The 23226-nt window shown below is 65.3% G+C and carries 20 protein-coding genes; 11 read left to right on the top strand and 9 right to left on the bottom strand.

The features are described 5' to 3' along the window. Positions 1 to 59: 59 nt before the first annotated feature. Positions 60 to 3524, top strand: coding sequence for a DNA polymerase III subunit alpha (dnaE, locus tag OZN62_RS02785; protein ID WP_269101230.1), 3465 nt, complete (start codon positions 60 to 62; stop codon positions 3522 to 3524). A gap of 98 nt (positions 3525 to 3622) precedes the next feature. On the opposite strand, the gene OZN62_RS02780 is transcribed toward dnaE, so the two are convergent. Further along, positions 3623 to 4774, bottom strand: coding sequence for an OmpA family protein (locus OZN62_RS02780; protein ID WP_269101229.1), 1152 nt, complete (start codon positions 4772 to 4774; stop codon positions 3623 to 3625). A gap of 120 nt (positions 4775 to 4894) precedes the next feature. Then, entirely contained in the window at positions 4895 to 5977 is a 1083-nt protein-coding gene (locus tag OZN62_RS02775) for a PA0069 family radical SAM protein (protein WP_269101228.1), read from the bottom strand. Positions 5978 to 6024: 47 nt separating this feature from the next. On the opposite strand from OZN62_RS02775, the gene OZN62_RS02770 reads away from it, so the two are divergent. Next, positions 6025 to 6366 (top strand): VOC family protein, encoded by a 342-nt coding sequence (locus OZN62_RS02770; protein ID WP_269101227.1) that lies wholly within the window; start codon positions 6025 to 6027, stop codon positions 6364 to 6366. A 5-nt stretch (positions 6367 to 6371) separates the two neighbouring features. Here the strand turns inward: OZN62_RS02770 and moaB are convergent, their stop codons facing one another. From moaB to OZN62_RS02755, 3 genes are read right to left on the bottom strand one after another with little or no spacing between them, the layout of a single operon-like run. Next, positions 6372 to 6899: a molybdenum cofactor biosynthesis protein B gene (moaB, locus tag OZN62_RS02765; protein ID WP_269101226.1), complete on the bottom strand. Its 528-nt coding sequence runs from the start codon at positions 6897 to 6899 to the stop codon at positions 6372 to 6374. Next, complete coding sequence (locus OZN62_RS02760) at positions 6899 to 8650, bottom strand: lytic transglycosylase domain-containing protein (protein WP_269101225.1); 1752 nt, start codon at positions 8648 to 8650, stop codon at positions 6899 to 6901. Before OZN62_RS02760 ends, moaB begins: the two co-directional genes overlap by 1 nt. Next, a complete protein-coding gene (locus OZN62_RS02755) occupies positions 8647 to 9381 on the bottom strand; it encodes a hypothetical protein (RefSeq protein WP_269101224.1) in 735 nt (244 codons plus the stop codon). Before OZN62_RS02755 ends, OZN62_RS02760 begins: the two co-directional genes overlap by 4 nt. A gap of 95 nt (positions 9382 to 9476) precedes the next feature. Between OZN62_RS02755 and OZN62_RS02750 the strand changes: the two genes are divergently transcribed. The 7 genes from OZN62_RS02750 to OZN62_RS02720 all read left to right on the top strand — a co-directional run bounded on the left by OZN62_RS02750 (position 9477) and on the right by OZN62_RS02720 (position 17577). After that, on the top strand, positions 9477 to 11120 hold the full coding sequence (locus OZN62_RS02750; RefSeq protein ID WP_269101223.1) for an electron transfer flavoprotein-ubiquinone oxidoreductase: 1644 nt from the start codon (positions 9477 to 9479) through the stop codon (positions 11118 to 11120). 7 nt (positions 11121 to 11127) lie between these two features. Then, positions 11128 to 11940 (top strand): 4-(cytidine 5'-diphospho)-2-C-methyl-D-erythritol kinase, encoded by an 813-nt coding sequence (locus tag OZN62_RS02745; RefSeq protein ID WP_269101222.1) that lies wholly within the window; start codon positions 11128 to 11130, stop codon positions 11938 to 11940. Beyond that, positions 11937 to 12668 (top strand): N-formylglutamate amidohydrolase, encoded by a 732-nt coding sequence (locus OZN62_RS02740; RefSeq protein ID WP_269101221.1) that lies wholly within the window; start codon positions 11937 to 11939, stop codon positions 12666 to 12668. Before OZN62_RS02745 ends, OZN62_RS02740 begins: the two co-directional genes overlap by 4 nt. 103 nt (positions 12669 to 12771) lie before the next feature. Continuing rightward, positions 12772 to 14637: a dihydroxy-acid dehydratase gene (gene ilvD, locus OZN62_RS02735; protein WP_269101220.1), complete on the top strand. Its 1866-nt coding sequence runs from the start codon at positions 12772 to 12774 to the stop codon at positions 14635 to 14637. 77 nt (positions 14638 to 14714) lie between these two features. Beyond that, positions 14715 to 14984 carry a hypothetical protein gene (locus OZN62_RS02730; protein WP_269101219.1) on the top strand — a complete coding sequence of 90 codons (270 nt, stop codon included), beginning with the start codon at positions 14715 to 14717 and terminating at the stop codon, positions 14982 to 14984. Continuing rightward, positions 14984 to 16381 (top strand): NAD(P)H-hydrate dehydratase, encoded by a 1398-nt coding sequence (locus OZN62_RS02725; RefSeq protein WP_269101218.1) that lies wholly within the window; start codon positions 14984 to 14986, stop codon positions 16379 to 16381. The genes OZN62_RS02730 and OZN62_RS02725 overlap by 1 nt, the downstream gene beginning before the upstream one ends. Continuing rightward, positions 16378 to 17577, top strand: a complete 1200-nt coding sequence (locus OZN62_RS02720; protein ID WP_269101217.1) for a class I SAM-dependent RNA methyltransferase — start codon at positions 16378 to 16380, stop codon at positions 17575 to 17577. Before OZN62_RS02725 ends, OZN62_RS02720 begins: the two co-directional genes overlap by 4 nt. Here OZN62_RS02720 and OZN62_RS02715 read toward each other — a convergent pair. The 4 genes from OZN62_RS02715 to OZN62_RS02700 are packed head-to-tail and all read right to left on the bottom strand — an operon-like array spanning position 17536 to position 20288. Then, complete coding sequence (locus tag OZN62_RS02715; protein ID WP_269101216.1) at positions 17536 to 18333, bottom strand: hydrolase 1, exosortase A system-associated; 798 nt, start codon at positions 18331 to 18333, stop codon at positions 17536 to 17538. The two genes, OZN62_RS02720 and OZN62_RS02715, sit on opposite strands and share 42 nt — an antisense overlap. Next, the gene (locus OZN62_RS02710) at positions 18330 to 18989 is read right to left on the bottom strand and encodes a hypothetical protein (protein WP_269101215.1); all 660 of its coding nucleotides are present in this window, start codon (positions 18987 to 18989) and stop codon (positions 18330 to 18332) included. Before OZN62_RS02710 ends, OZN62_RS02715 begins: the two co-directional genes overlap by 4 nt. Before the next feature lie 6 nt (positions 18990 to 18995). Then, positions 18996 to 19289: an acyl carrier protein gene (locus OZN62_RS02705; protein ID WP_269101214.1), complete on the bottom strand. Its 294-nt coding sequence runs from the start codon at positions 19287 to 19289 to the stop codon at positions 18996 to 18998. 12 nt (positions 19290 to 19301) lie between these two features. Then, the gene (locus OZN62_RS02700; RefSeq protein WP_269101213.1) at positions 19302 to 20288 is read right to left on the bottom strand and encodes a GNAT family N-acetyltransferase; all 987 of its coding nucleotides are present in this window, start codon (positions 20286 to 20288) and stop codon (positions 19302 to 19304) included. A 27-nt stretch (positions 20289 to 20315) separates the two neighbouring features. Here OZN62_RS02700 and OZN62_RS02695 point away from each other — a divergent pair, with 27 nt between their 5' ends. Together OZN62_RS02695 and OZN62_RS02690 are read left to right on the top strand one after the other, a co-directional pair. Then, on the top strand, positions 20316 to 21812 hold the full coding sequence (locus OZN62_RS02695) for an acyl-CoA ligase (AMP-forming), exosortase A system-associated (RefSeq protein ID WP_269101212.1): 1497 nt from the start codon (positions 20316 to 20318) through the stop codon (positions 21810 to 21812). Continuing rightward, positions 21809 to 23035: a pyridoxal-dependent decarboxylase, exosortase A system-associated gene (locus OZN62_RS02690; RefSeq protein ID WP_269101211.1), complete on the top strand. Its 1227-nt coding sequence runs from the start codon at positions 21809 to 21811 to the stop codon at positions 23033 to 23035. The genes OZN62_RS02695 and OZN62_RS02690 overlap by 4 nt, the downstream gene beginning before the upstream one ends. Positions 23036 to 23226 lie beyond the last annotated feature (191 nt).

The following is a 23226-nucleotide window of genomic DNA, read 5'->3' as shown; positions in this document are numbered from 1 at the left end:
CCTCCGCTTTTTCCCCAGACCGGCTTTGCGAATCCGGGCTGGATAACCATAGTGGGCGGATGCCGTTTTCGCCCTTCGTCCCGCTGCGCGTGCTGTCGAGTTACTCGATGCTCGAGGGCGCGATCGATCCCAAGGCTATTGCCAAGCTGGCCAAGGAACGCGGTTTCCCCGCCATCGCCATCTGCGACCGCAACGGCCTCTACGGCTCCACCATGTTCGCCTCTGCCTGCATGGGCGAGGGCGTGCAGCCGATCGTCGGCACGCTGCTGGGCGTCGCGCGCGGGGACGGCGCGATCGACCACTTGCCGCTGTTCGCGCAGGACGAGGATGGATGGAACAACCTGTGCCACCTCGTCAGCCGGGCGCACCTGGACCGCCCGCTGGAACTGGAACCGCACGTCAGCCTGGAAGAGCTGGAAGGCCATACCGACGGCCTGATCGCACTGACCGGCGCCAGCGAGGGCGGCGTCACCCGCCTCTTGGCCGATGGCAAGGAAAAGCGCGCGCACGAACTGGCGCGGCGCTTGTCCGGTCTGTTTCCGCAGCGGCTCTACGTGGAGCTGGCGCGGCGCGGCAATCCGGTGGAGGAGGCGGCCGAGAGCGGCCTTCTGGACCTCGCTTATGTGCAGGACCTGCCGCTGGTCGCCACCAACCCTTCCAACTTCGGTGAGCCGCACATGCACAGCGCGCATGACGCCATGCTGTGCATCGCCAATTCCTCGCAGATCGACAGCGACGACCGGCCGACGTCCAACCCGGAAGCCTACGTCAAGCCGGCCTCCATGATGCGCGACCTGTTCGAGGACTTGCCGGAAGCCCTGGAAAACACCCTCGTCATCGCCCAGCGCTGCGCCTTTGCGCCGCCGCGCCGCAAGCCGATCCTGCCCAGCCTTGCCGGCGATCTCGAAGGCGAAAGCCGAATGCTGGAGGAGGACGCGCGCCGGGGCCTTGCCGCGCGGCTCGAGCAATATGAGGATCTCTCCGACGAGGAACTGCAGGTCTATGTCGACCGGCTCGATTACGAGGTCGGCATCATCAAGAACATGGGCTTTCCCGGCTACTTCCTGATCGTTGCCGACTTCATCAAGTGGGCCAAGGCGCAGGGGATTCCGGTGGGGCCCGGCCGTGGTTCGGGTGCCGGCTCGCTGGTGGCCTGGGCGCTGACCATCACCGATCTCGACCCGATCCGCCTCGGCCTGCTGTTCGAGCGCTTCCTCAACCCGGAACGCGTGTCGATGCCCGACTTCGACATCGACTTCTGCGAAACTCGCCGCGGCGAGGTGATCCGCTACGTGCAGGAGCGCTACGGCAAGGACAAGGTCGCGCAGATCATCACCTTCGGCAAGATGAAGGCGCGTGCCGTGCTGCGCGATACAGGGCGCATCCTGCAGATGCCCTATGGCCAGGTGGACCGGCTCACCAAGATGGTGCCCAACCACCCGACCGACCCGTGGACGCTGCCCCGCACCCTGAACGGCGCTGCCGATTTCAAGCGCGAATACGACAACGACAACGAGGTGAAACGCCTCGTCGACCTGGCGATGCAGCTCGAAGGCTTCCCGCGCAATTCCTCCACCCACGCGGCGGGCGTGGTGATCGGGGACAGGCCGCTCAGCCAGCTGGTGCCGCTCTACCGCGATCCGCGTTCGGACATGCCGGTGACGCAGTTCGACATGAAGCACGTCGAGGATTCCGGGCTGGTGAAGTTCGACTTCCTCGGCCTGAAGACGCTGTCGGTGCTGCGCAAGGCGGTAGACCTGCTCAAGCGGCGGGGGATCGAGGTCGATCTCGACACCTTGGCGTGGGACGATCCCGGCGTGTTCGACCTGCTCAAGCGCGGTGATACGGTGGGCGTGTTCCAACTCGAATCCGAAGGCATGCGGCGCACGCTGACGGCGGTGAAGCCGACCAAGTTCGAGGACATCATCGCGCTCGTCTCGCTCTACCGGCCAGGGCCGATGGACAACATTCCCAGCTTCGGCAAGCGCAAGGCGGGCGAGGAAGAGATCGTCTACCCGCACCCCAAGCTGAAGGGCATCCTCGAGGAAACCTACGGCATCTTCGTCTACCAGGAGCAGGTGATGCAGGCCGCGCAGATCCTGGCCGGCTATTCGCTCGGCGATGCAGACCTGCTGCGCCGCGCCATGGGCAAGAAGATCCAGGCGGAGATGGATGCGCAGCGGCTGCGCTTCTGCGAAGGCTGCAAGGAAGTCAGCGGCATCGAGAAGGACGAGGCCAACCGCCTGTTCGACTTGATCGACAAGTTCGCCGGCTATGGTTTCAACAAGTCGCACGCTGCCGCCTACGCGTTGCTCAGCTACCAGACGGCATGGCTGAAGGCGCATTATCCGGAAGAGTTCTACGCCGCATCCATGTGCTTCGACATGCACCAGTCGGAAAAGCTGGCGGTTTTCGTCGACGATGCGCGGCGCAATGGCGTGCAGATCCTGGCGCCCGATATCGGCGCTTCGGAGGCAGAGTTCTGCGTCGAGCAGACGGACGAGGGCTGGGCAGTGCGCTACGCCCTGGCTGGCATCCGCAATGTCGGCGAAAAGGCGATGGAGCAGGTTGTGGCCGAGCGCGAGGCGCATGGTCCGTTCGAGAGCCTCGAAGACATCTTCCGTCGTCTCCCCGCGGGCTCGATGAACCGCAAGCAGCTGGAAGGCCTGGCGGGTGCGGGTGCCTTCGACCGCTACGAACCGAACCGGGCCAAGGTGCTGGCCAATGCCGACATGTTGCTGGCCGTGACCGATGCCGCCAATCGCGAGAAGTCGAGTGGACAGGCAGGCCTGTTCGGGGGCGACGACCATGCCGAGCCGGACCTGCGACTGACCGAGGTCGAGCCATGGCCTCGGGCCAGGCAGATGGAGGTCGAGCGCGAGGTGTTCGGTTTCTACTTCGCCGCCCACCCGGTGCAGGAATTCCGCGAGGTCGCGTCTGCCAACGGTGCGCGCACCTATGCCTCGCTGATGGAAGGCGGTGTGGAGGGTGGTCGCCAACCGGCGGTGATGGCGGCCATGGTCGAGGGCGTGAACAAGGGACGCACCCGGCGCGGCGCGGAATTCGTGCGCGCCGACTTCTCCGACAGCACTGGCCAGTTCAGCGCCGCCTGCTTCGAGGAATCGCTGGTCGAGAGCTTCCAGCAATGGGCGCAGGACGGCACCTGCGTGCTTCTCAACGTGGAGCTGGATTCGCCCAATCCGGAAGACCCGCCGCGCGTGACGGTGCGCGGGGCAAGGCCGCTGTCGGAAGTGAAGAGTTCTGCGCGCATGCAGCTGACCGCCGAGATCACCGATGCGACGGCCATCGCAGCGCTGAAGGACATGCTGGAACTTGGCCGTGCGGGACACGGCGAGGTGGTCCTGCACCTGCGCACCGGTGAAGCCCATGAGCCGCAGGTCCTGCTCGGCAGTGACTTCGCCTTGGGCGGCGAACTGGTCGACAAGCTGGCGACAATTCCCGGCCTTGCGAATGTCGCCCTGAAACCGATCCGCGGTGTCGGGCACCTGCGCCTGGTAGCCTGACCCGCGCGACGGGACGGCGCCACTTCGAATTTCCCTCAGGCAAAGAAAAAGGGCCGGGAGAGTGCTCTCCCGGCCCCATTTGTCTGGTTGGGTAGGGCTTAGTTGCCCGAGCCCGGCCCGTAGGTGATTTCCACGCGACGGTTCTGCAGTTCGCGCACGCCGTCGGCGGTCGGGACACGCGGCATGGTTTCGCCGAATGCCTCGCTGGAGATGCGGGCGGCCGGGATGCCACGTGCGGTCAGGTATTCCTGGACCGAAGCGTTACGACGTTCGGACAGGCCGACGTTGTAGGTGGCGGAACCCGAGCGGTCAGCGTGACCGGCGAGCATGATGGCGGCGGTACCGCAGTCACCATAGGCCGTGATGGCGCTGTTGAGCACGGTGGCCGCTTCCGGCGTGATGTCCGACTTATCCCAATCGAAGAAGACGATGTAGGGGCCCTGCTCGCAGACCGGAGCCGGCGGAGGCGGCGGCGGCGGCGGCGGGGGAGGCGGCGGAGGCGGAGGCGGCGGCGGAGGCGGAGGCGGCGGCGGAGGCGGCGGCGGGGCCGGCTCTTCGCCACCGAAGTTGAAGATGAAGGTGCCCAGAATGGTGTGGGTACCGACATCGCCCGTCAGCGTGCGCCCGACTTCGTCGACGTAGGTCGGCTCGGTCACGCGGTGATACTTGTACTTGATCGAAGCGTCGATGCTGTCGGTCAGCGGAGCGCGCAGCTGGGCGATGCCCTGCCAGGCGAAGCGGGTGTCGCTGTCGTCAAGGAAGCCCGGGCCACCGTTATAGGCGGTCACGTCCGAGAACTTCGCGGTGCTGATGCCGACACCGCCACCGATCGAGAAACCGAGGCCGTCGTTGCCGCCGAAGTCGAGCAGCGCGTTGACCATGCCGCTCCAGATGGTGAGGTCACCGTTGACCGGATCCTGCACGCCGTTTTCGAAGACGAAGCCCGACGGGGTGAAGAAACCGGGGATGCCGGCGAGGCCAGCATCGATCGTATCCATTTCGAAGTCTTTGTAAGCACCTTCGACTTCGAAGCGGACCGGTCCGGCGTCGTAACCGAGGACGGCTTCGGCTTCCCAACCGAGTTCCGGCTGCACGATCACGGTGCGGTTGAAGGTCTGTTCGACAAGCTCAGTGTCTTCGACTTCACCGATGCCGGAACCGACGCCGATGTAGAACTCGCCATCACCGGCCATTGCCGGCGTGGCGATGAAGGCTGTCGCCGTCATCAGACCGACTGTGAACTTCTTCATTAGGTAATCCCCCATCTCAAGGACTGCGAATCGTAGCGCAGGGTCACACACGCGGGTAGCCCACCTATGCGACAAAGCTAAGACTGGTGTTAACGCAATCTGTCGTCAAAGCGAAGCATTTCATAGCAATTGTAACTGTCTGCCCGTTTGGGGTTGCCTAAATGCATCGGTTCGCAGTGCGAACGCGGGCTTTTCAAGGCCATTTCGCCTGCAGGCAAGGCGAAAACGCGTGCGGAACAGCTCCGCCCAGACCCCTTTCGGTTTCAGCCGGGAGAAGAAATTGGGGTCGTTGTCGCGGCCGTTGCGCATCGATTGCACGATGCTCATCACCTTGCCGGCGCGGTCGGGGTAGTGGACGGCCAGCCATTCGCGGAACAGCGGCGCGACCTCGTGTGGAAGGCGCAAAGGGATCCATCCGCAACTGTCGACGCCCTTGCCGGCGGCCCTGGCCACGATTTCCTCAAGGAATTCATCGGTCATCGCCGGGATGACCGGCGCAATCGAGCAATGTGTCGGCACACCTGCCGCAGCCAGCGTGCCCAGGGCCGCCAGCCGCTTCGCCGGCGAGGCCGCGCGCGGCTCCAGCTTGCCGGACAGCACCGGATCAAGGCTGGTAACGGAAATGGCGACAGCGACCAGCGAATGGCGCGCCATTTCCTCCAGCAGGTCCAGGTCATTGAGAACGCGATCGGATTTCGTCGTGATGGTCACGGGGTGACGCGTTTCGAGGCATACTTCGAGGACTTGGCGCGTAATGCCATAGCGGTTCTCGATCGGTTGGTAAGGGTCCGTGTTCGTGCCCATGGCGATGGGCTTTGGCCGATACTTCGGACGCGCCAGCGTCTCGCGCAGCAGGCGGGCGGCGTCCGGCTTGGCGAACAGTTTGGTTTCGAAGTCCAGACCCGGCGAGAGGTCGTGATAGGCGTGCGTCGGGCGGGCGAAGCAGTAAACGCAACCATGCTCACATCCGCGATAGGCGTTGATCGAGCGATCAAAGGCGATGTCCGGCGACTGGTTGAACGAGAGGATCGACTTGGGATGTTCCTCGGTCACCTGCGTGCGCAGCTTGGGGGGCGTGCCGTCCAGCAGTTCCATCGCATCGCGCCAGTCCCCGTCGACCTGCCGATCAGCCAGGCCGAAGCGTTGCGGCACCAATGCCGATTGCGCGCCTCTGCCGCGCTGTGGGACTTCGCTCTTGCGCATGGAACAGAAATAGAACAAACTGCAAAGATGAGCAAGGGAGATTCGTTATGGCCGTGCTGGATTACGTAGAGCTTCCGGTCTCGTCCGCGAAAGCGGAAACCGCATTTTATTCAAAGGCTTTTGGCTGGAATTTCACTGCTTATGGAGATGATTACGCGGCGCACGAGGAAGCGCCCTGCCAGCTTGGCCTGAATGGCACGGGTGAGCATCATGGCAGGGGCATCCTGCCGGTGATCCGGGTGGATGACATCGCCGCTGCTCTCGCCGCAGTTGAGGCGGCCGGCGGCGCCATTACCCTGCCGATCTTCGATTTCCCCGGTGGCAAGCGGTTCCACTTCACCGACCCGGAGGGGCTGGAACTTGCCTGTTACGAGCCGGCTGCGGGCTGATTTCCCTACTTTTCCCGCAGGCGGGGCATCAGTTCGACGAAATTGCAGGGGCGGTTCCGGCTGTCGAGCTGTTCGGCAAGAATGCCGTCCCATCCGTCGCGCACGGCGCCGTTGGAACCGGGCAGAGCGAAGATGTAGGTTGCGCCGGCAAGCACGGCCACGGCGCGGGACTGCACGGTCGAGGTGCCGATGGTCTGGTAGCTGACCCAGCGGAACAGCTCCCCGAAACCGGGAATTTCCTTGTCCTTGATGCGGTCCAGCGCCTCGGGCGTGACGTCGCGACCGGTAAGGCCGGTACCCCCAGTCGAGACGATGGCGTCGATCTCCGGATCCTCGATCCAGTCCTGCAGCAGGCGGACGATCGCATCGGCGTCGTCCTTCTCGATGGCGCGCGCCGCAAGGTTGTGGCCGGCGCTCTGGATGCGCTCGGCCAGGATGTCGCCCGAGGTATCCTCGTCCGGGCCGCGCGTGTCGGACACGGTTAGCAGGGCGATATTGATCGGCCGGAACATCCGGCTTTCGTCGATGGCCACTATTGTCCTCCCGACATGTAGACGCGCCCGCCGGTAGAGGTGTCGGGGAACATTGGCCAGTCGTTCTGCGCCAGCGCCAGGCGACTGGGCGAGACGGCGTTGGCCTGGCGTTCGTACATCCAGTAATTGCGCATCACGATGGCGACATATCCGCGCGTCTCCCAGTACGGGATGGCTTCCATGTAGAGCAGCGGGTCACCCTGGTCGTTCACCTCGCTTACCCAGCGCGTGATCGGGGTGAGGCCGGCGTTATAGGCCGCCATGATCTGCGGCAGTCGTCCGCCCGTCGACGGATTGCGAGCTACCATCTGCAGGTTGCACTGGCCCAGCGCCAGGTTCATGTCCGGATCGAACACGTCGATGGCGCCTGCCGGGCGCCCGACGCAGCCGGCATGCTGGCGCAGCGTGGGCGGAGTAATCTGCATCAGGCCCTGCGCGTTCGCCGGACTGACCGCATTGGCGCGGAAGGCCGATTCCTGCAGGATGTGCGCGAAGGCGAGGCCGGGGTCGATCTCCCACCCGTTGACCGGCGCGATCTTGGGCGCCGGGAAGTGGGAGGCCGGGTCCGCCTGTCCGCCGCTGGGGGCATTCAGCGCCATATAGAGCTGCGTCTGCGGGAAGCCGAGTTCGCGGGCGAGGCGCGAGTATGTCTCGTACTCGCGCGGATCGCTGATGCGGGCCTGGTGGATCAGGATCTGGCTGGCGAGTACGTCGCGGCCGATCTCGTCCAGCGCCACGGCGATGCGGACATTGTCGTAGTTGCCGACCGCCCGCCAGTCGGCCTGCGTGAATTCGGCGCTTTCAACCCGGTCGGGCAGCTGGCGACCGAGCTGTTCTGCCGCCAGCATGCCGTAGAGGGTGTCGTCCATGATCGCCGCATCGCTCAGCAGCCGCGCACTGAGGGAGGGCTGGCGGCACCGGAGCGCGGCGCGCGAGGCCCAGAACAGCGATGCGGCGCGCAGTTCCGGGTTGATGGCACCCTGAGCGGCGCGCTGGAACGAGGCCGAAGCGCTGTCGCAATCGTTGAGGCGCCAGGCTGCAAGGCCGGCGACCCAGTCGCCTTCCGCCACCCACGCACCGCTGCCGGCCGCCACGGTCTGCGCCATGGCCAGCGCCTGCGCGTCCTTGTTCTCGATGAAATAGCTCCAGGCGACGCGTTGACGCCATTCCGCCCTTGCTTCGGGACTGAGCGAGGCGTCGATGCCATCAAGGAGGATGCGCGCACCATCGGGATCGTCATTGGTGATCCGCTCAAGAATGGCTGCGCGCACATCGTCGGGCATGGTGCCGTCATCGGTGGAACGCGGGCGGGTGCGGCGCGGAACAGAGCGCTGCGAGACGAGATCGCGGACATAGGGCAGGCGCGGTTCGGCGGTCAGGCCGCGCGTGCGACCGAGGCGCACGAGCTGTTCGGCCTGCGGCAGGTTATACCCGGTGCGCAGCCATTCCTCGATCTGCGGGGCTTCGACCCGGGGCGAATTGGCCGCGAGGAAGTATTCTGCCCGGGCAACATCGTGCAGCAGGCCGGAGGGGCGCTGCTCGAACAGGCGTTGCACCTCGCTCCACTGCTCGCGCTCGATGGCGGTGAACAGCGCGTCGTAATACTCGCGGTCCTGCGCATCCAGCTGTTGCGGCGTCGTGCGCTCAGTGATGCGAGCGGAGAAATAGGTGCGGGAGTCGGTCTGCTGGGCAAGTGCGGGGACGGTGCCGAGCATGGCGATGCAAATTGCCAGGGGGGTGAGCAATTTCATGCAGCGTTGGTCCATTGCAGAAGCCGCTTCCAGAGCCGTGCCCTTTGTCGGGCGTGGTCGAGCAAGCGGTCGGGGGCGAAGGTTGCGAGGGTCTTGGTGCCGCCGATGTCCGTAAGGCTCTCGGGCGGCGAGGATGGATCGTGGCCGAGCAGGCCGGGCAGCTTGCTGCCGAGCAGCAGGACGCGTTGCGGCTGGGCAAGCTGGATATGTTGGGTCAGGGCTGCCCCCAGGCCTTCGCGGCCAAGGGCCTCGAAATCGGGCAGCGGCATGTGCGCTGGCAGGGCACTGGCGAGATAGGCGGCGTCCGGATCGATCCCGATCGCACGCAGGATGTTGCCGACCAGCAGACCTTGCACGCCGCTCAGCAGCATGTCGCTATCACCAGCCTCCGGCATGGGAACGACAACCATCACCGGCGCACCGGCCTCGCCGCGCGGCGGGATGCAACTGGATGCCGGTGCGGAGAAGGGATTGTCGGCACCCATCCACCACTCGCGAAAAGCGGGAAGTTCGTCCGGAAGGTCGGTGGCGGAAAGCTTTGGAGCGGGCGGTTCTTCCGCCTTGTCCTCGGCGGCAGCCTGTTTCACCAACGGCGTGGGGGCTGCCTCTTCCTCGTCGGCCAGCAGCGGCATGGCCTCGTCGGTAAAATCGTAATCGACACCAGCGCCGCGCCACCAGTCTTGCGCAGCCGCGAATTTTTCCGCCAGGTTGATGTCGTCGTGATTTCGCATGGTCGAACTTCTGGCGGTCTTGACCTGCCGTTCGCCAACTATCAAGTGCCTAGCAATGATACTCCAGCCAATCGGGCGCAATACGGGACAAAGCGATGAGTGAACGGGAATCGATGCCCGTAGACGTGGTGATTGTCGGCGGCGGGCCTGCCGGTCTCTCCGCGGCAATCCGGCTGAAGCAGTTGAACGAGGAGCTGGAAGTCGTCGTCCTGGAAAAGGGCAGCGAGATCGGCGCGCATATCCTCTCCGGCGCGGTGGTCGATCCCAAGGCGCTCGACGAGCTGCTGCCCGACTGGCGCGACATGGATTGCCCGATGGCGGAGACCCCCGTAACCGATAACTGGCACTGGGCGCTGACCAAGTCCGGCAAGTGGGACATGCCCCACCTGATGATGCCTCCGCTGATGAGCAACAAGGGTTGCTACACCGGCTCGCTGGGCAATCTCACCCGCTGGCTGGGCGAACAGGCAGAGGCGCTGGGCGTGATGGTCTTCCCGGGCTTCCCGGCCGCGGAAGTGATGTTCAACGATGCTGGCGCCGTTACCGGCGTTATCACGCAGGACATGGGCGTCGCCGCCGATGGCAGCCACAAGCCCGATTACCAGCCGGGCATGGAAATCCAGGCCAAGTACACGCTGTTTGCCGAAGGTGCCCGTGGCAACCTGACCAAGCAGATGAAAGCCAGGTACGACCTCGAGGCCGATTGCGAGCCGCAGGTCTATGGACTTGGCATCAAGGAGCTGTGGGACATCGACCCGGACAAGCACGTGCCGGGCCGCGTGATCCACACGCAGGGCTGGCCGCTTTCCGAGAGCGACACCTGGGGTGGCGGTTTCCTCTACCACCAGGCCAACGGCCAGGTCGCGCTCGGTTTCGTCACCGCGCTCGATTACAAGAACCCTTATGTCTCGCCGTTCCAGGAATTCCAGCGCTGGAAGACGCATCCGGCGATCCGCGAATACCTGGAGGGCGGCACCCGCGTTGCCTATGGCGCGCGCGCCATCAACGAGGGTGGCTGGCAGTCCGTGCCCAAGCTTGCCTTCCCCGGCGGGGCGCTGGTGGGCTGCGCGGCGGGCTTCGTCAACGTGCCGCGCATCAAGGGCAGCCATACCGCGATGAAGAGCGGCATGCTGGCCGCAGAGGCAGTCGCTGCGGCGATTGCGGCCGGGCAGGAACACACCGAGGTCAGCGAATACGAAGCGAACCTGCGCGAAAGCTGGATCGCTACCGAGTTGAAGAACGTGCAGAACGCCCAGCCGCTGGTCGCCAAGTTCGGCGGAGATATCGGCACCGTGCTCGCAGGCGCGGACATGTGGCTGCGCACCATGGGCCTTGGCCTTGGCGCGATGGGCCACCATCGCGACTACGAAGAGACGCAGCGTGCCGACCTGCACCAGCCGATCGACTATCCCAAGCCCGACGGCAAGATCAGCTTCGATCGCCTGACCAGCGTCTCCTACTCCTTCACCAACCATGCCGAGGACCAGCCCAATCACCTGAAGGTGGCGGACCTGGAACTGCAACGCGAAAGCGAGCTGGGTGTCTACGCCGGCCCGTCGACCCGCTATTGCCCGGCAGGCGTCTACGAATGGCTGATCGAGGAGGGTGAGGAGCCCAAGTTCCAGATCAATTCGCAGAACTGCGTCCACTGCAAGAGCTGCGACATCAAGGACCCGAATCAGAACATCAACTGGACCACGCCCGAAGGCGGCGGCGGGCCGAACTATCCGAATATGTGAGGAGGGCTTGGTCCTTCGCGAAACAGCATATGCCAAGATCAACCTCGCGCTGCATGTTCGCAGGCGGCGCGAGGACGGCTATCACGAACTGGAGACCCTATTCGCCTTCGTCGATGCGGGCGATGAACTTGCGGCCCGCAAGGCTGAGGCGGACCGGCTGACCACGGTCGGCCCGTTCGCACAGGCGCTGGAAAACCCGTTCGACAATATCGTGATGCAGGCACTGGGCGCCTTGCCTCGGCCTGACGGTCTCGACGTAACGCTGGAAAAGAACCTGCCGGTGGCAGCCGGCCTTGGCGGCGGCTCTGCCGATGCGGGCGCGCTGTTTCGACTGGTGGAGCAGGCCTACGGTCTCCCCGACGACTGGCATGCGCGGGCCGAGAAACTGGGTGCAGACGTTCCCGCTTGTGTCCGCAGCGAGATGGCCGTGGGTCGTGGCACCGGCACCGAACTGGAGCCGGTGGAGAACGACATGGCAGGCATGGCTGTGCTGCTGATCAATCCGCTGGTTCCCGTCCCGACGGGGCCGGTGTTCAAGGCATGGGACGGGATCGATCGCGGCCCGCTTCCCGGAGGGTCTGCGCGCAAGATCGCGCAAGAGGGGCGCAACGATCTGCGTGACCCAGCTATCGGAATTTGCCCGGAAATCGCGGAAGTGTTGCAAGCGCTGGCAGCGACCGACCCGTGGATGCACGAGATGTCCGGTTCCGGGGCTACGTGCTTTGCCCTTTATGAAACGGCGGAAATCCGCGATATAGCGGCGCAAAAGCTGGCATCGGGCCATTCTGGCTGGTGGCAGATGAAAGGACTTTTGCGATGAGCGAGACGGTCTGCCGCCTGATCGGCGAGGCCAGCAAGGGCGGTATTGTCGCGGTTTGCGACCACGCCTCCAACCGGGTGCCCGAAGGCATCGAGCTGGGCGTGTCAGCCGCCACGATGGAAAAGCATATTGCCTGGGACATCGGCGCTGCCGGCGTTTGCGAACGCCTGGCGCGGCGGCACGGCATTCCCGCGCTGCTGAGCGACATCAGCCGGCTGGTGATCGACATGCACCGCGAGGAGGAATCCGACGCGCTGATCCCGATCAATAGCGACGGCATCCTGATTCCCGGCAATATCGGCGCCAATCGCGAGGCGCGGCTGAAGGAATACCATCGGCCTTATCACGAGGCGCTGGAGGCTTGGTTCGACGCAGTTGAGCCGGGGCTGATCCTCTCGATCCACAGCTTCACGCCCGAACTGGAAAGCAAGCCCGATGAAGAGCGTCCGTGGGAAATCGGCCTGCTCTACAACGAGGATGACCGCGCCGCGCAGCACGCCATCCGCCTGTTCGGCGAGCTGGGTGTGACGGTGGGCGACAACGAGCCCTATTCGGGCAAGCAGCTTAATGCGACGATGAACCGCCATGCAGAGGCCAAGGGCCGTCCCTATTGCGCGATCGAGATCCGCAACGACCTGATCTCCACCGAAACGGGGCAGGCGCGCTGGGCTGCGATCATCGCCGACGTCGCCGGCCGGGTGAAGCTGGCGCTCGATACCTTCGAGTAGGGTCGGATCATAAATCCGGCTTAGCCGCGGAAAAGCATTTCCTCTTTCGGACCCCGACCCGCTTCCTCTAGGGTTCGGCCAAAGATTCAGACCGAGATTGCCCATGCCTGCTTATCGTTCCCGTACCTCCACCCACGGCCGCAACATGGCCGGTGCCCGCGGCCTGTGGCGCGCCACCGGCATGAAGGATGGTGACTTCGGCAAGCCGATCATTGCCGTTGTGAACAGCTTCACCCAGTTCGTGCCGGGACACGTGCACCTCAAGGACCTTGGTCAGTTGGTCGCGCGTGAGATCGAGGCGGCAGGCGGTGTGGCCAAGGAATTCAACACCATCGCCGTGGATGATGGCATCGCCATGGGCCACGACGGCATGCTCTACAGCTTGCCGAGCCGCGACCTGATTGCCGACAGCGTCGAATACATGGTCAACGCCCACTGCGCCGATGCCATGGTGTGCATTTCCAACTGCGACAAGATCACCCCCGGCATGCTGATGGCTGCCATGCGCCTGAACGTGCCCTGCGTCTTCGTTTCTGGCGGACCGATGGAAGCAGGCAAGGTTGTGCTGAAGGGCAAGGAAGTGGCGCTCGACCTGGTCGATGCCATGGTGGCTGCGGCCGATGACAGCATGACCGACGAGGAAGTGGCCGAGATCGAACGCTCGGCCTGTCCGACCTGCGGCTCGTGCAGCGGTATGTTCACCGCCAACTCGATGAACTGCCTGACCGAGGCGCTGGGCCTCTCGCTGCCGGGCAATGGCTCGCAGCTGGCGACCCACTCGGACCGGCAAGGCCTGTTCGAGCGGGCCGGGCGGCTCGTGGTCGCTCTCGCCAAGCGGTATTACGAGGAAGACGATGCCAGCGTGCTGCCGCGCTCCATCGCCAGTTTCGAGGCGTTCGAGAACGCCATGAGCCTCGATATCGCCATGGGCGGTTCCACCAACACGGTGCTGCACCTGCTGGCCGCAGCGCACGAGGCGGGCGTGGACTTCACCATGAAGGATATCGACCGGCTGAGCCGCAAGGTGCCTTGCCTGTCGAAGGTCGCCCCGGCCAAGCAGGACGTGCACATGGAAGACGTCCACCGTGCGGGCGGCATCATGTCGATTCTGGGAGAGCTTGACCGCGCCGGCCTGCTGCATACCGCGCTGCCCACGGTCCATTCGCCCACCATGGGCGATGCGCTGGACGACTGGGACATCGTGCGCACGGGCAATCCGAAGGTGCACGAATTCTACAAGGCCGCCCCGGGCGGAGTGCCGACGCAGGTCGCCTTCAGCCAGTCCCGCCGCTGGGACGAGCTGGACATGGACCGGGAAGGCGGGGTGATCCGCAGCGCCGAACATGCCTTCTCGCAGGACGGTGGCCTCGCCGTGCTCTACGGCAATATCGCGCTCGATGGCTGCATCGTGAAGACCGCCGGCGTGGACGAAAGCATCCTCAAGTTCACCGGCCGCGCGCGCGTCTACGAGAGCCAGGATGCCGCTGTTGCCGGAATCCTGGGCGACGAGGTGCAGGCAGGCGAAGTGGTGGTGATCCGCTACGAAGGCCCCAAGGGCGGGCCGGGGATGCAGGAAATGCTCTACCCGACCAGCTACCTCAAGTCGAAGGGCCTTGGCGCCAAGTGCGCGCTGCTGACCGACGGACGCTTCTCCGGCGGCACTTCGGGCCTGTCGATCGGCCATGCTTCTCCCGAAGCGGGTGAGGGCGGCGCTATCGCGCTGGTCGAGACCGGCGACATCATCGCCATCGACATTCCCGGCCGCACGATCAATCTCCAGATCGACGACGAGGAACTTGCCAGCCGCCGCGCGGCCATGGAGGCCAAGGGCGATGCCGCCTGGCAGCCCGCAGAGAAGCGCGAACGTCGGGTCTCTCCTGCCCTGCAGGCCTATGCTGCGATGACCACCAGCGCCGCCAAGGGCGCCATTCGTGACGTGACGCAGGTAACGCGGGGCGCGAAACCGTGAGAGCGGTCTGCCTCGCCGGTGTTGTCGCCCTGCTGACGGCAGGATGCAGCGAGGCTGGCGACGCATCCTCCGCCCCCGTGGCTGACGGGGGAACCCTGATCGATTGCTCGCTCAACGGCGCCGGCGGCTTCGGGCGCGACTGCACCATGGAACGGGCCGAGCAGGACGGTGAGAGCTTCGTTATCGTGCGCCACCCAGATGGCGCGTTCCGGCGTTTCCAGCTTGGCGTTCCGAACCGCGGTCTGGTGACTGCCGACGGAGCACAGCCAGCCGAGGTCACCGACATGGGCGGCTATGTCGAAGTTCGCGTCGGGTCGGACCGCTATCACCTGCCGGTGGCCGAGTGATGGCTGCTGCCCCGCACCAGATCCTCACCGCCGCGCAGATGCAGGAGGCGGAGCAGGCGCTGATCGCGGCGGGCGACAGCGTCGAGACGCTGATGGAACGTGCCGGTGCCGGTGCCGCCGACTGGGTATGGCGCATGGCTGCGGGTCGTCCGGTCACCGTGCTGTGCGGCCCCGGTAACAATGGCGGCGACGGTTACGTGATCGCGCGCGTCCTCTCGGAGCGCGGATTGAAGGTGCAGGTCGTGGCCCCGCTCGAACCGTCTACCGATGCAGCCAAGACCGCACGGCGGAAATGGGGAGGAGAGCCGGTTAGCCACGCGCAAGGCAGCGTGTTCGTCGATTGCCTGTTCGGTACCGGCCTCGGGCGTCCTTTGGGCGATGACCTGCTGGCGCACCTGCGCACCCTGGCCGATGCGCATGAGCTGCGGGTTGCCACCGACCTGCCCAGCGGCATCGACAGCGACAACGGCGAGGCGCTTAACGAGGGCTTGCCCAGCTATCATCTCACTGTTTCGCTGGGAGCGTGGAAGCACGCGCACTGGCTGATGCCCGCCATGGCAAAAATGGGAGAGCGCAGGCTGGTGGATATCGGCGTGAGCAAGGTGCACGGCGCCGCCCGTCTCTCGACACCGCCGCGCCTTTCCGCCCCGACACCCGATGCGCACAAGTATTCACGCGGCCTGCTGGCCGTCATTGCAGGGCAGATGCCCGGCGCTGCGATCCTTGCTGCGCGCGCGGCCCAACATGGCGGGGCGGGCTATGTGAAGATCTTCCTCGACGAGGAAGACGATCCCATCGACGCTCCGGCAGATCTGGTGGTGGAGCGCGGCTCGCTGTTCCAGCTGGTGCGCGACCACCGGATCGACGCCTTCCTGATCGGCCCCGGCCTTGGTCGCAGCGAAGCGGCACAGTCCCGGCTCGACTGGGTGCTTGCCTGCGACGTGCCGACAGTGGTCGATGCCGATGCCCTGACGCTGCTCGAGCCGCCGATGCTTGAAGACCGCGAGTGGCCGATCATCGCCACCCCGCACGCGGGCGAACTGGAGACCATGGCGCGCGCCTTCGACGCCGTGGGCCTCGACCGGATGGAGCAGGCCACCGAACTGGCCGAGGGCATCGAGGGCGTGCTGGTGGCCAAGGGGCCCGACACGCTGATCGCCGCTCAAGGTGCCTCGCTCGCCATCATGCCACCTGCCACCAGCTGGCTCAGCACCGCCGGAACGGGCGACGTCCTCGCTGGCCTGATCGCCAGCCGCCTCGCCAGTGGAGCCAGTCCGCGCAAGGCGGCGGAGCAGGGCTGCTGGCTGCATTCGCTGGCGGCGGGCAATTGTGGTCCGGTTTTCACCGCAGGCCAGTTGATCGAAGCTATCCCTGCAGCCTACGCGCAATTGCTGTGAACGAAGAGTCGACGATTGTCCGCATCGCCGCCAAGGGCGATGGCGTTACCGCTGACGGTCGGCACGTTGCCGGTGCCGCGCCGAGCGACGTGCTGCGCGCCGATGGCTCGCTGGAGCACGGCCCGCATCACGCCACGCCGCCGTGCCGTCATTTCGGCACCTGCGGGGCATGCCAGTTGCAGCATTGCGATGATCAGACGCTGGCCAATTTCGTGCGCGACCGCGTGCTGCATGCCGCCCAATCTCAAGGACTCGAGCCTAAGGTTGTGGCCGCGCCCGCCATGTCGCCGCCGCACTCGCGTCGCCGTGCCAGCCTGCGCGCCATCAATGGCGGTGGTCGTCCGCTGATCGGCTTCACGCAGGCCGGTTCGCACAAGGTCGTCGACATGCGCGAATGCCATGTGCTGCTGCCGGACCTGTTTGCGACGATGGAGGCCCTGCGCGGCTATTTCGCGAAGCTGAAGGGGCGCTATTCCATCGGCATCGAGATGACGAAGGTCGACCAGGGCGTTGACCTTGGCCTGACGGGCTTCACGCCCGAAGGCCTCGACCAGACCGAGGACCTGCTCGATTTCTGTCGCGACCGGAAACTGGCCCGGCTCACGCTCGACTACGGTTTTGGCGCGGAAGGCTTCTGGGAGCCGGAGCCCGTCACCGTGACGCTGGGCGGAACGCTCGTGGCATTTCCGTCCGGTGCCTTCCTGCAGGCGACCGACCATGGCGAGGCGGCGCTGGTCGGCGCGGCGCAGGAGTGGCTGGCGGGTTCGGCGCAAGTCGCGGACTTGTTCGCGGGGCTGGGCACCTTCGCGCTCTCGCTGAGCGGCGTGAACAAGGTCATGGCTGCCGAAGCGGACCTTGCGGCCATCACCGCGCTTCGGACAGCTGCCAATCGTGGAGGATTGCCGGTCGAAGCGCTCCATCGCGACCTGTTCCGCAACCCGATGCGGGCAGACGAACTGGCATCGCTTGATGGCGTGGTGCTCGACCCGCCGCGTGCCGGTGCGCGGGCGCAGGTGGAGCAGGTGGCGCAGAGTAGCGTCGAACGAGTGGTCTACATCAGCTGTAACCCGTCAAGCTGGGCGCGTGATGCCGTGCAGCTGAAGGAGGCAGGCTATCGCTTGGTCGAGCTGCGCCCGGTGGGACAGTTCCGCTGGTCAACCCATGTCGAGCTGGCCAGCCTGTTCCTGAAGGACTGATTCGACGAGGTCCTGCAGTTCCACGCGGTCCGCACCGCCCGAGAATGCGTGATCGGCGCCTTCGAGGACCAGCACCGTTCCACCGCCTCGCCAGCCGGCCCTGAAGGCCTGCCCGGTGCGATCCAGGCCGGATACGAGAAACACCACCTTGCCGGTGAACTCCGCCATGCCGTCCTGCATCTCGGCCATCAAATGGCTTTGCGGCTGACGGAAGGAGATGGCGCGGCGCAGACCGGCCAGCAACTTGCCGAGCGAGACTCTGCCCGTCAGCAGCCGCTTCCATTCGCCTGGACTGCGCAGCTTCCCGGCGTAGCGGGATCGGACTGCTGCCGCGGCCTGGCCTGCATCATCGTCTTCATCGAAGGACCACGGATTGCTGAGGACAAGCCCCTGGCAACCCGCGCCGCCTTGCAGCATCAGCGCGCTGGCAGCATCGCAATTGCCGTAGGCGACGATGCGCCGGAGATGCGGGCTGGCTTTGCGGAAGGCGGTGATTGCAGCCGCGATGTCCGCCGCGGAAGAGCGAAAGCCGCCGTTCTCGCCCTCGCTGTCGCCAACGCCGCGGCGGTCGAACCGGAAGACGGGATAGCCGCGTTCCTTGATTTCGTCGGCAAGGTCAGCCTGGCCGGCGAAGGGGCCGCTCCTGATTTCGTTGCCGCCGCTGACGATAAGCAGGCCCACCGCGCCGGTGGTTTCGTCGAGGGTGCCAACCAGCGTCGATCCCTCGCACGTGAACTGCACGAAACGCCGGGTCATACCAGCCACTCCTGCACGATCCGCGCAAGCGCTTCCGACTGTTTGCCGTCCTTGGACGGCTCGGCGCGCAGCCAGAGGCCGGGACCGCCGAGCTGCGGTTGTGCGATTGCCAGGTCGGTGGCTGGGGGATCGGCAGCTTCAAGGTCGCGGATCAGTTGCGCGGACCAATCGTAGCCGACCATGCACAGGCCTTCCTTGCGACCTTCCGCCAGTTCGTCTTCCATCTTGAGATGGACCCCAGCCTCGCGTTTCTGCATCAGGTGCGCGCGGAGCAGGCCCCGCAGGATCTTCGCGCCGGAGACCGGGGCATACTGCGCTGTCGGCAGGTCGACCGTGGCAACCAGGCACCCGCCGCGGATTGACAGTGCGTGAGTAGCGCCGAAATGCTGCGCTGCGCCAGCCATGGCCGCTCGCCATTTCGCCAGGTCCTGTTCGAACGGCCAGTCGAGGCTCTCGTTGGTTCCCGGCAGGTCAGGCAGGAAGGTGTCGATGCCAGCCGCGTCCAGCCGCCGCATCGTTTCGACGGTGAAGCGCCGGAGCTTGTTGGCTTCATCGAACAGCGCCGGGATCACCAGCAGGCGACGCTCGCGCTGCCGGTCGAACGTCAGCGCGTATTCGTCAAATCCGGCAGGGGAGGGCCAGCTTGCCGCTAGCATGACGCGTCACGCGTTGTTGCGCTTGTCCGCGAGGAAGGACAGCAGGCCGCCGTAGGTCTCCAGCATTTCGCCGTCGACCTCGTCATCCTCGATGAGGATGTCGAGCCGGTCTTCCAGTTCGGTGAGCAGGCCGGCGACCGCCATCGAATCCAGTTCGGGCAGGTGTCCGAAGAGGCCGGCATCGTCGTCGAGTTCTGCCAGGCGTTCTGCCGAGAGGCCGAGGACGTCGGAAAGAACCTGGCGCAGGACGAGATCGGTCTCGCCCGCCTGTTCGGAAAGCGCGGGAAGGTTGGTCGCCATGATTTCTGCGCCCTAGCCATGGGAAAGCGCGGAGACAAGCTTGCGTGCGGATTTGCGGGCGGCGAGCGGCCAGTTGCGCGGCGAAGCGGCGCGCAGGCAGGTAAGCTGCCAGCGGGTGCGGACCTGCTCCATCCAGTCGCGCTTGTAGGGATCGTCGCCGGTGCCGAAGTCGACCATCTCGACGCCGTCCACATCGATCACCCGCTCGAACAGCGCGGCGGTCAGCGTGGTGCCGGGGGAGAGCTTGTGCGCATCCTTCCGGTGCGCCAGCTTGTGGATGTAGGCGGTTGCGCCATCGACGGTCCAGAACTGCGCCGCGACTGCCTGGCCCTCGTGATGGGCGATGGCGAAGCGATAGCGCCCGGCTGCGCTCTCGGCCTCCGCGAAGCCACGCAGCAGGGCTGGATCGCCTTCCCCGGGCTTCCAGCTGTCGGCGTAGATGTCTTCGTATGCGGCCCAGTCCGCGGGATCGAAGCTGTCGGTAACGTGCACCTCCACCTTCTTCGCCTTGCGCTTCAGCGTGGTGCGCAGCGGACCGGGGCGATCGGCGAGGAACTCGGCGTAGCTGCGTCCGGCCACGCGCAGCACGTGATTGGTGTCGCAAGGCTCGGCGAAGACCAGCCAGCCTGCCATGCGAAAGGCGAGGATCATGCGCTGCATCGTGCCGTCCTCGTCGGGCAGCTTGGTCAGCAATACGCGGTCGGTATGCTTGGCCAGGTCGCGCGCCAGCTCCTCCAGCAAGGTGGGTGACGTCACGCCACCGCTGCGCAGGTCACGCCAGGTGAAGGCATACCAGTTGGTCAGCGCTTCCCAGCCGTCGTCGCCCTGCCGCAAGGGGAGGGCGACAGCCTGGCCATCGGTACGGGCGGTGGCGATCAGCGGGGTCATGCCGCTCTGTTCGAGCAGGGCGAACCATTCCGGCCGGGCAAAAGGGCCCTCGCCAGACCAATCAAGGTCTTGCAGATCGTTAACCGTGTCGTGATAGCTGATGGCCGTCACTTCGCTCGTCCAATTCCCGGGAACCCGATGTCCTCTGCGCCTGATCCAATACCCTATCCGCTAGACCACCTCGCCATGCGCGGGGCGGATGCGGATCCGGCACTGGTCCTGCGCCGCGAAACCCTTAGCTGGAAGGACTTAAGAACCCGTGTCGCGCACATGGCGGGCTGGCTGGCCGCGCAGGGCCTGGAGCCGGGCGCGCGGGTGGCGACATGGGCGGCGAAGGGCGAGCTGACTTGCCTCATGCCGCTGGCGGCGGCGCGGGCAGGGCTGGTGCACGTGCCGATCAATCCGCTGCTCAAACACGCGCAGGTTAAGCATATTCTTGAAGATAGCGGCGCGAGCCTGCTGCTGGCGAACGCGGCGCGGATCGCTTCGCTGCAAGATGGCGACGCCACATGCCCGATTGTCGAGGAAAAGGCGGTTTCGGAGGCTCTCGGTGCCGCTCAGCCGCTTTCTGCACCCTCTGAAGCGGACCCGGAATCGGTCTGCGCCATCCTTTACACAAGTGGCTCGACGGGCCGGCCCAAGGGCGTTGTGCTGAGCCATGCGAACCTGTGGCTGGGCGCCGTCAGCGTTGCGCATTACCTAGGTATGGCGCGCGATGACGTCACGCTGGCCGTGCTGCCGCTCAGCTTCGACTATGGCCAGAACCAGCTGCTTTCGACCTGGTATGCCGGCGGCAGCGTGGCTCCGCTCGACTATCTCACGCCGCGCGATGTGCTGAAGGCCTGCGCGAGGCATCAGGTTACGACTCTGGCGGCGGTCCCGCCGCTATGGGTGCAACTGGTGGCCCATGAGTGGCCGGAGGAAGCCGTGGTTGCGATGCGTCGGCTGACCAATAGTGGTGGCGCACTGACCGAAGACCTGGTGCGAGACTTGCGTGCTATCTTCCCGAAAGCACGGCTTTTTCCAATGTATGGCCTGACCGAGGCTTTCCGCTCCACCTATCTCGATCCGGCGCTGGTGGACGAGTTTCCGACCTCGATGGGTACGGCCATTCCATTCGCCGAAATTCTCGTCGTGGACGAGGCGGGAGAAGTGGCGAGCGAGGGTGAGCTGGTGCATTGCGGGCCGCTGGTAGCGCAAGGCTACTGGCAGGACCCGGAACGCACCGCACAGCGCTTCAAGCCTGCGCCTGCTGCCTCCAGCTACGGGGGAATGGCGGTATGGTCGGGCGACAGGGTGCGTCGTGCCGAGAACGGTTTGCTCTATTTCATCGGCCGCAGCGATGCCATGATCAAGAGCGCGGGCAATCGCATCAGCCCGCAGGAGATCGAGGAGGCGGTCATCGCGACAGGCTTGGCGGAAGAGGCCGTGGCATTCGGCGTGCCGGACGCGCAACTGGGCCATGCCATTCACCTGGTCGTGCGTGGCTCGGGCGATGAGGAAGGCCTGCGCGATGCGCTGCGCCGCGAATTGCCCAATTTCATGCAGCCGGCGGTGATTGAATGGGTGGCGGACATGCCGCTCAATCCGAACGGCAAGATCGACCGTGCCAGGCTGGCGAGGGAAGCGGCATGAAGGCGCTGGGACCGATACCGGCCGGATATTCGGCAATTGATGGCGAACTCGCGATCGGCGGCCGTCTTGCCAGCGCGCTGGCAGACGAGGCGGGCGATACGCCGCTGTTCGTCTATTCGCGTGACCTGATCGCGCAGCGCATCGCTGATCTGCGCGCAGTTATGCCGGAGCGTTTGAATATTCATTATGCCATGAAGGCAAACCCTTATGGCCCACTTCTCGAATTCATTGCAGATCTGGTGGACGGGTTGGATATCGCCTCCATCGGCGAGTTCGAAATGGCGCGCGAGGCGGGTTACCTGCCGCGCGAGATCAGTTTTGCCGGGCCGGGCAAGCGCGACGAGGAATTGCAGGCCGCAATCCGTGCGGGCGTGACGCTCAACCTTGAAAGCGAGGGTGAGGCCGAGCGTGCGCTGGATACTGCGAAAATGCTGGGGGTGACGCCGCGTCTGGCCATCCGGGTGAACCCTACCTTCGAATTGCGCGGTTCGGGCATGAAGATGGGTGGCGGCGCCAAACCCTTCGGCCTCGATGCCGACCGTGTGCCGGCTCTGGCGCGCAAGCTTGTCGACGCCGGCGTGAACTGGCGCGGGTTCCACATCTATTCGGGCAGCCAGGCGCTGGATGCCGAGGCGATTATCGAATCCCAGGGGCATGTGCTCGACCTCGCGGCACAGCTAGGTGCGGAGGCCGGCGTCGAAGTACCGCACCTGAACATGGGCGGCGGCTTCGGCATTCCCTATTTCGACAAGGACACACCGCTGGATATCGCGGCGGTCGGCGCGGCCCTGAAGGACCGTTTCGACAACTTGCCGGACATCCTTTCGGAAACCGAATTCGCCATTGAACTTGGCCGCTATCTCGTTGGGGAGGCTGGCGTTTATCTGACTCGCATCGTCGACCGGAAAGTGAGCCACGGCACCACTTACCTTGTTACCGACGGTGGCCTGCATCACCAGCTCGCGGCCTCCGGCAATTTCGGCACGGTGGTGCGTCGCAACTATCCGGTTGCCATCGCCACGCGCTTCGATGCGCCGCCGGAGGAAGAGGTGAATGTCGTCGGCTGCCTGTGCACCCCGCTGGATCGACTTGCCGACCAGGCCCACCTGCCACGCGCCGAGGTGGGCGACCTGGTCGCCGTTTTCTGCGCCGGAGCCTATGGCGCCAGTGCCAGTCCGTCCGCCTTCCTGGGGCAGGGACCGGCCTGCGAAATGCTCGTCTGAGCAACCTCCACGAATAGTCCCGATCCGGGACACCCCCTCACAAACCCCGCCACCAAGGCGGTTTTGGGCAAAAGGCTAACGCAATGTTCACCCTTTTTCGGGAGAACGCGAGGCGGATCCAAAGGGCGAATTGCGTCGACGGCACACCGGACCGTTGCAGCGATGCGCCCGACATTCGCGAAGGACGCTTT

Source organism: Aurantiacibacter sp. MUD11 (assembly GCF_026967575.1).
Taxonomy (GTDB): domain Bacteria; phylum Pseudomonadota; class Alphaproteobacteria; order Sphingomonadales; family Sphingomonadaceae; genus Alteraurantiacibacter.
Note: the sequence above shows the minus strand (reverse complement) of the source record. Positions and strands in the feature narration are given on the sequence as shown.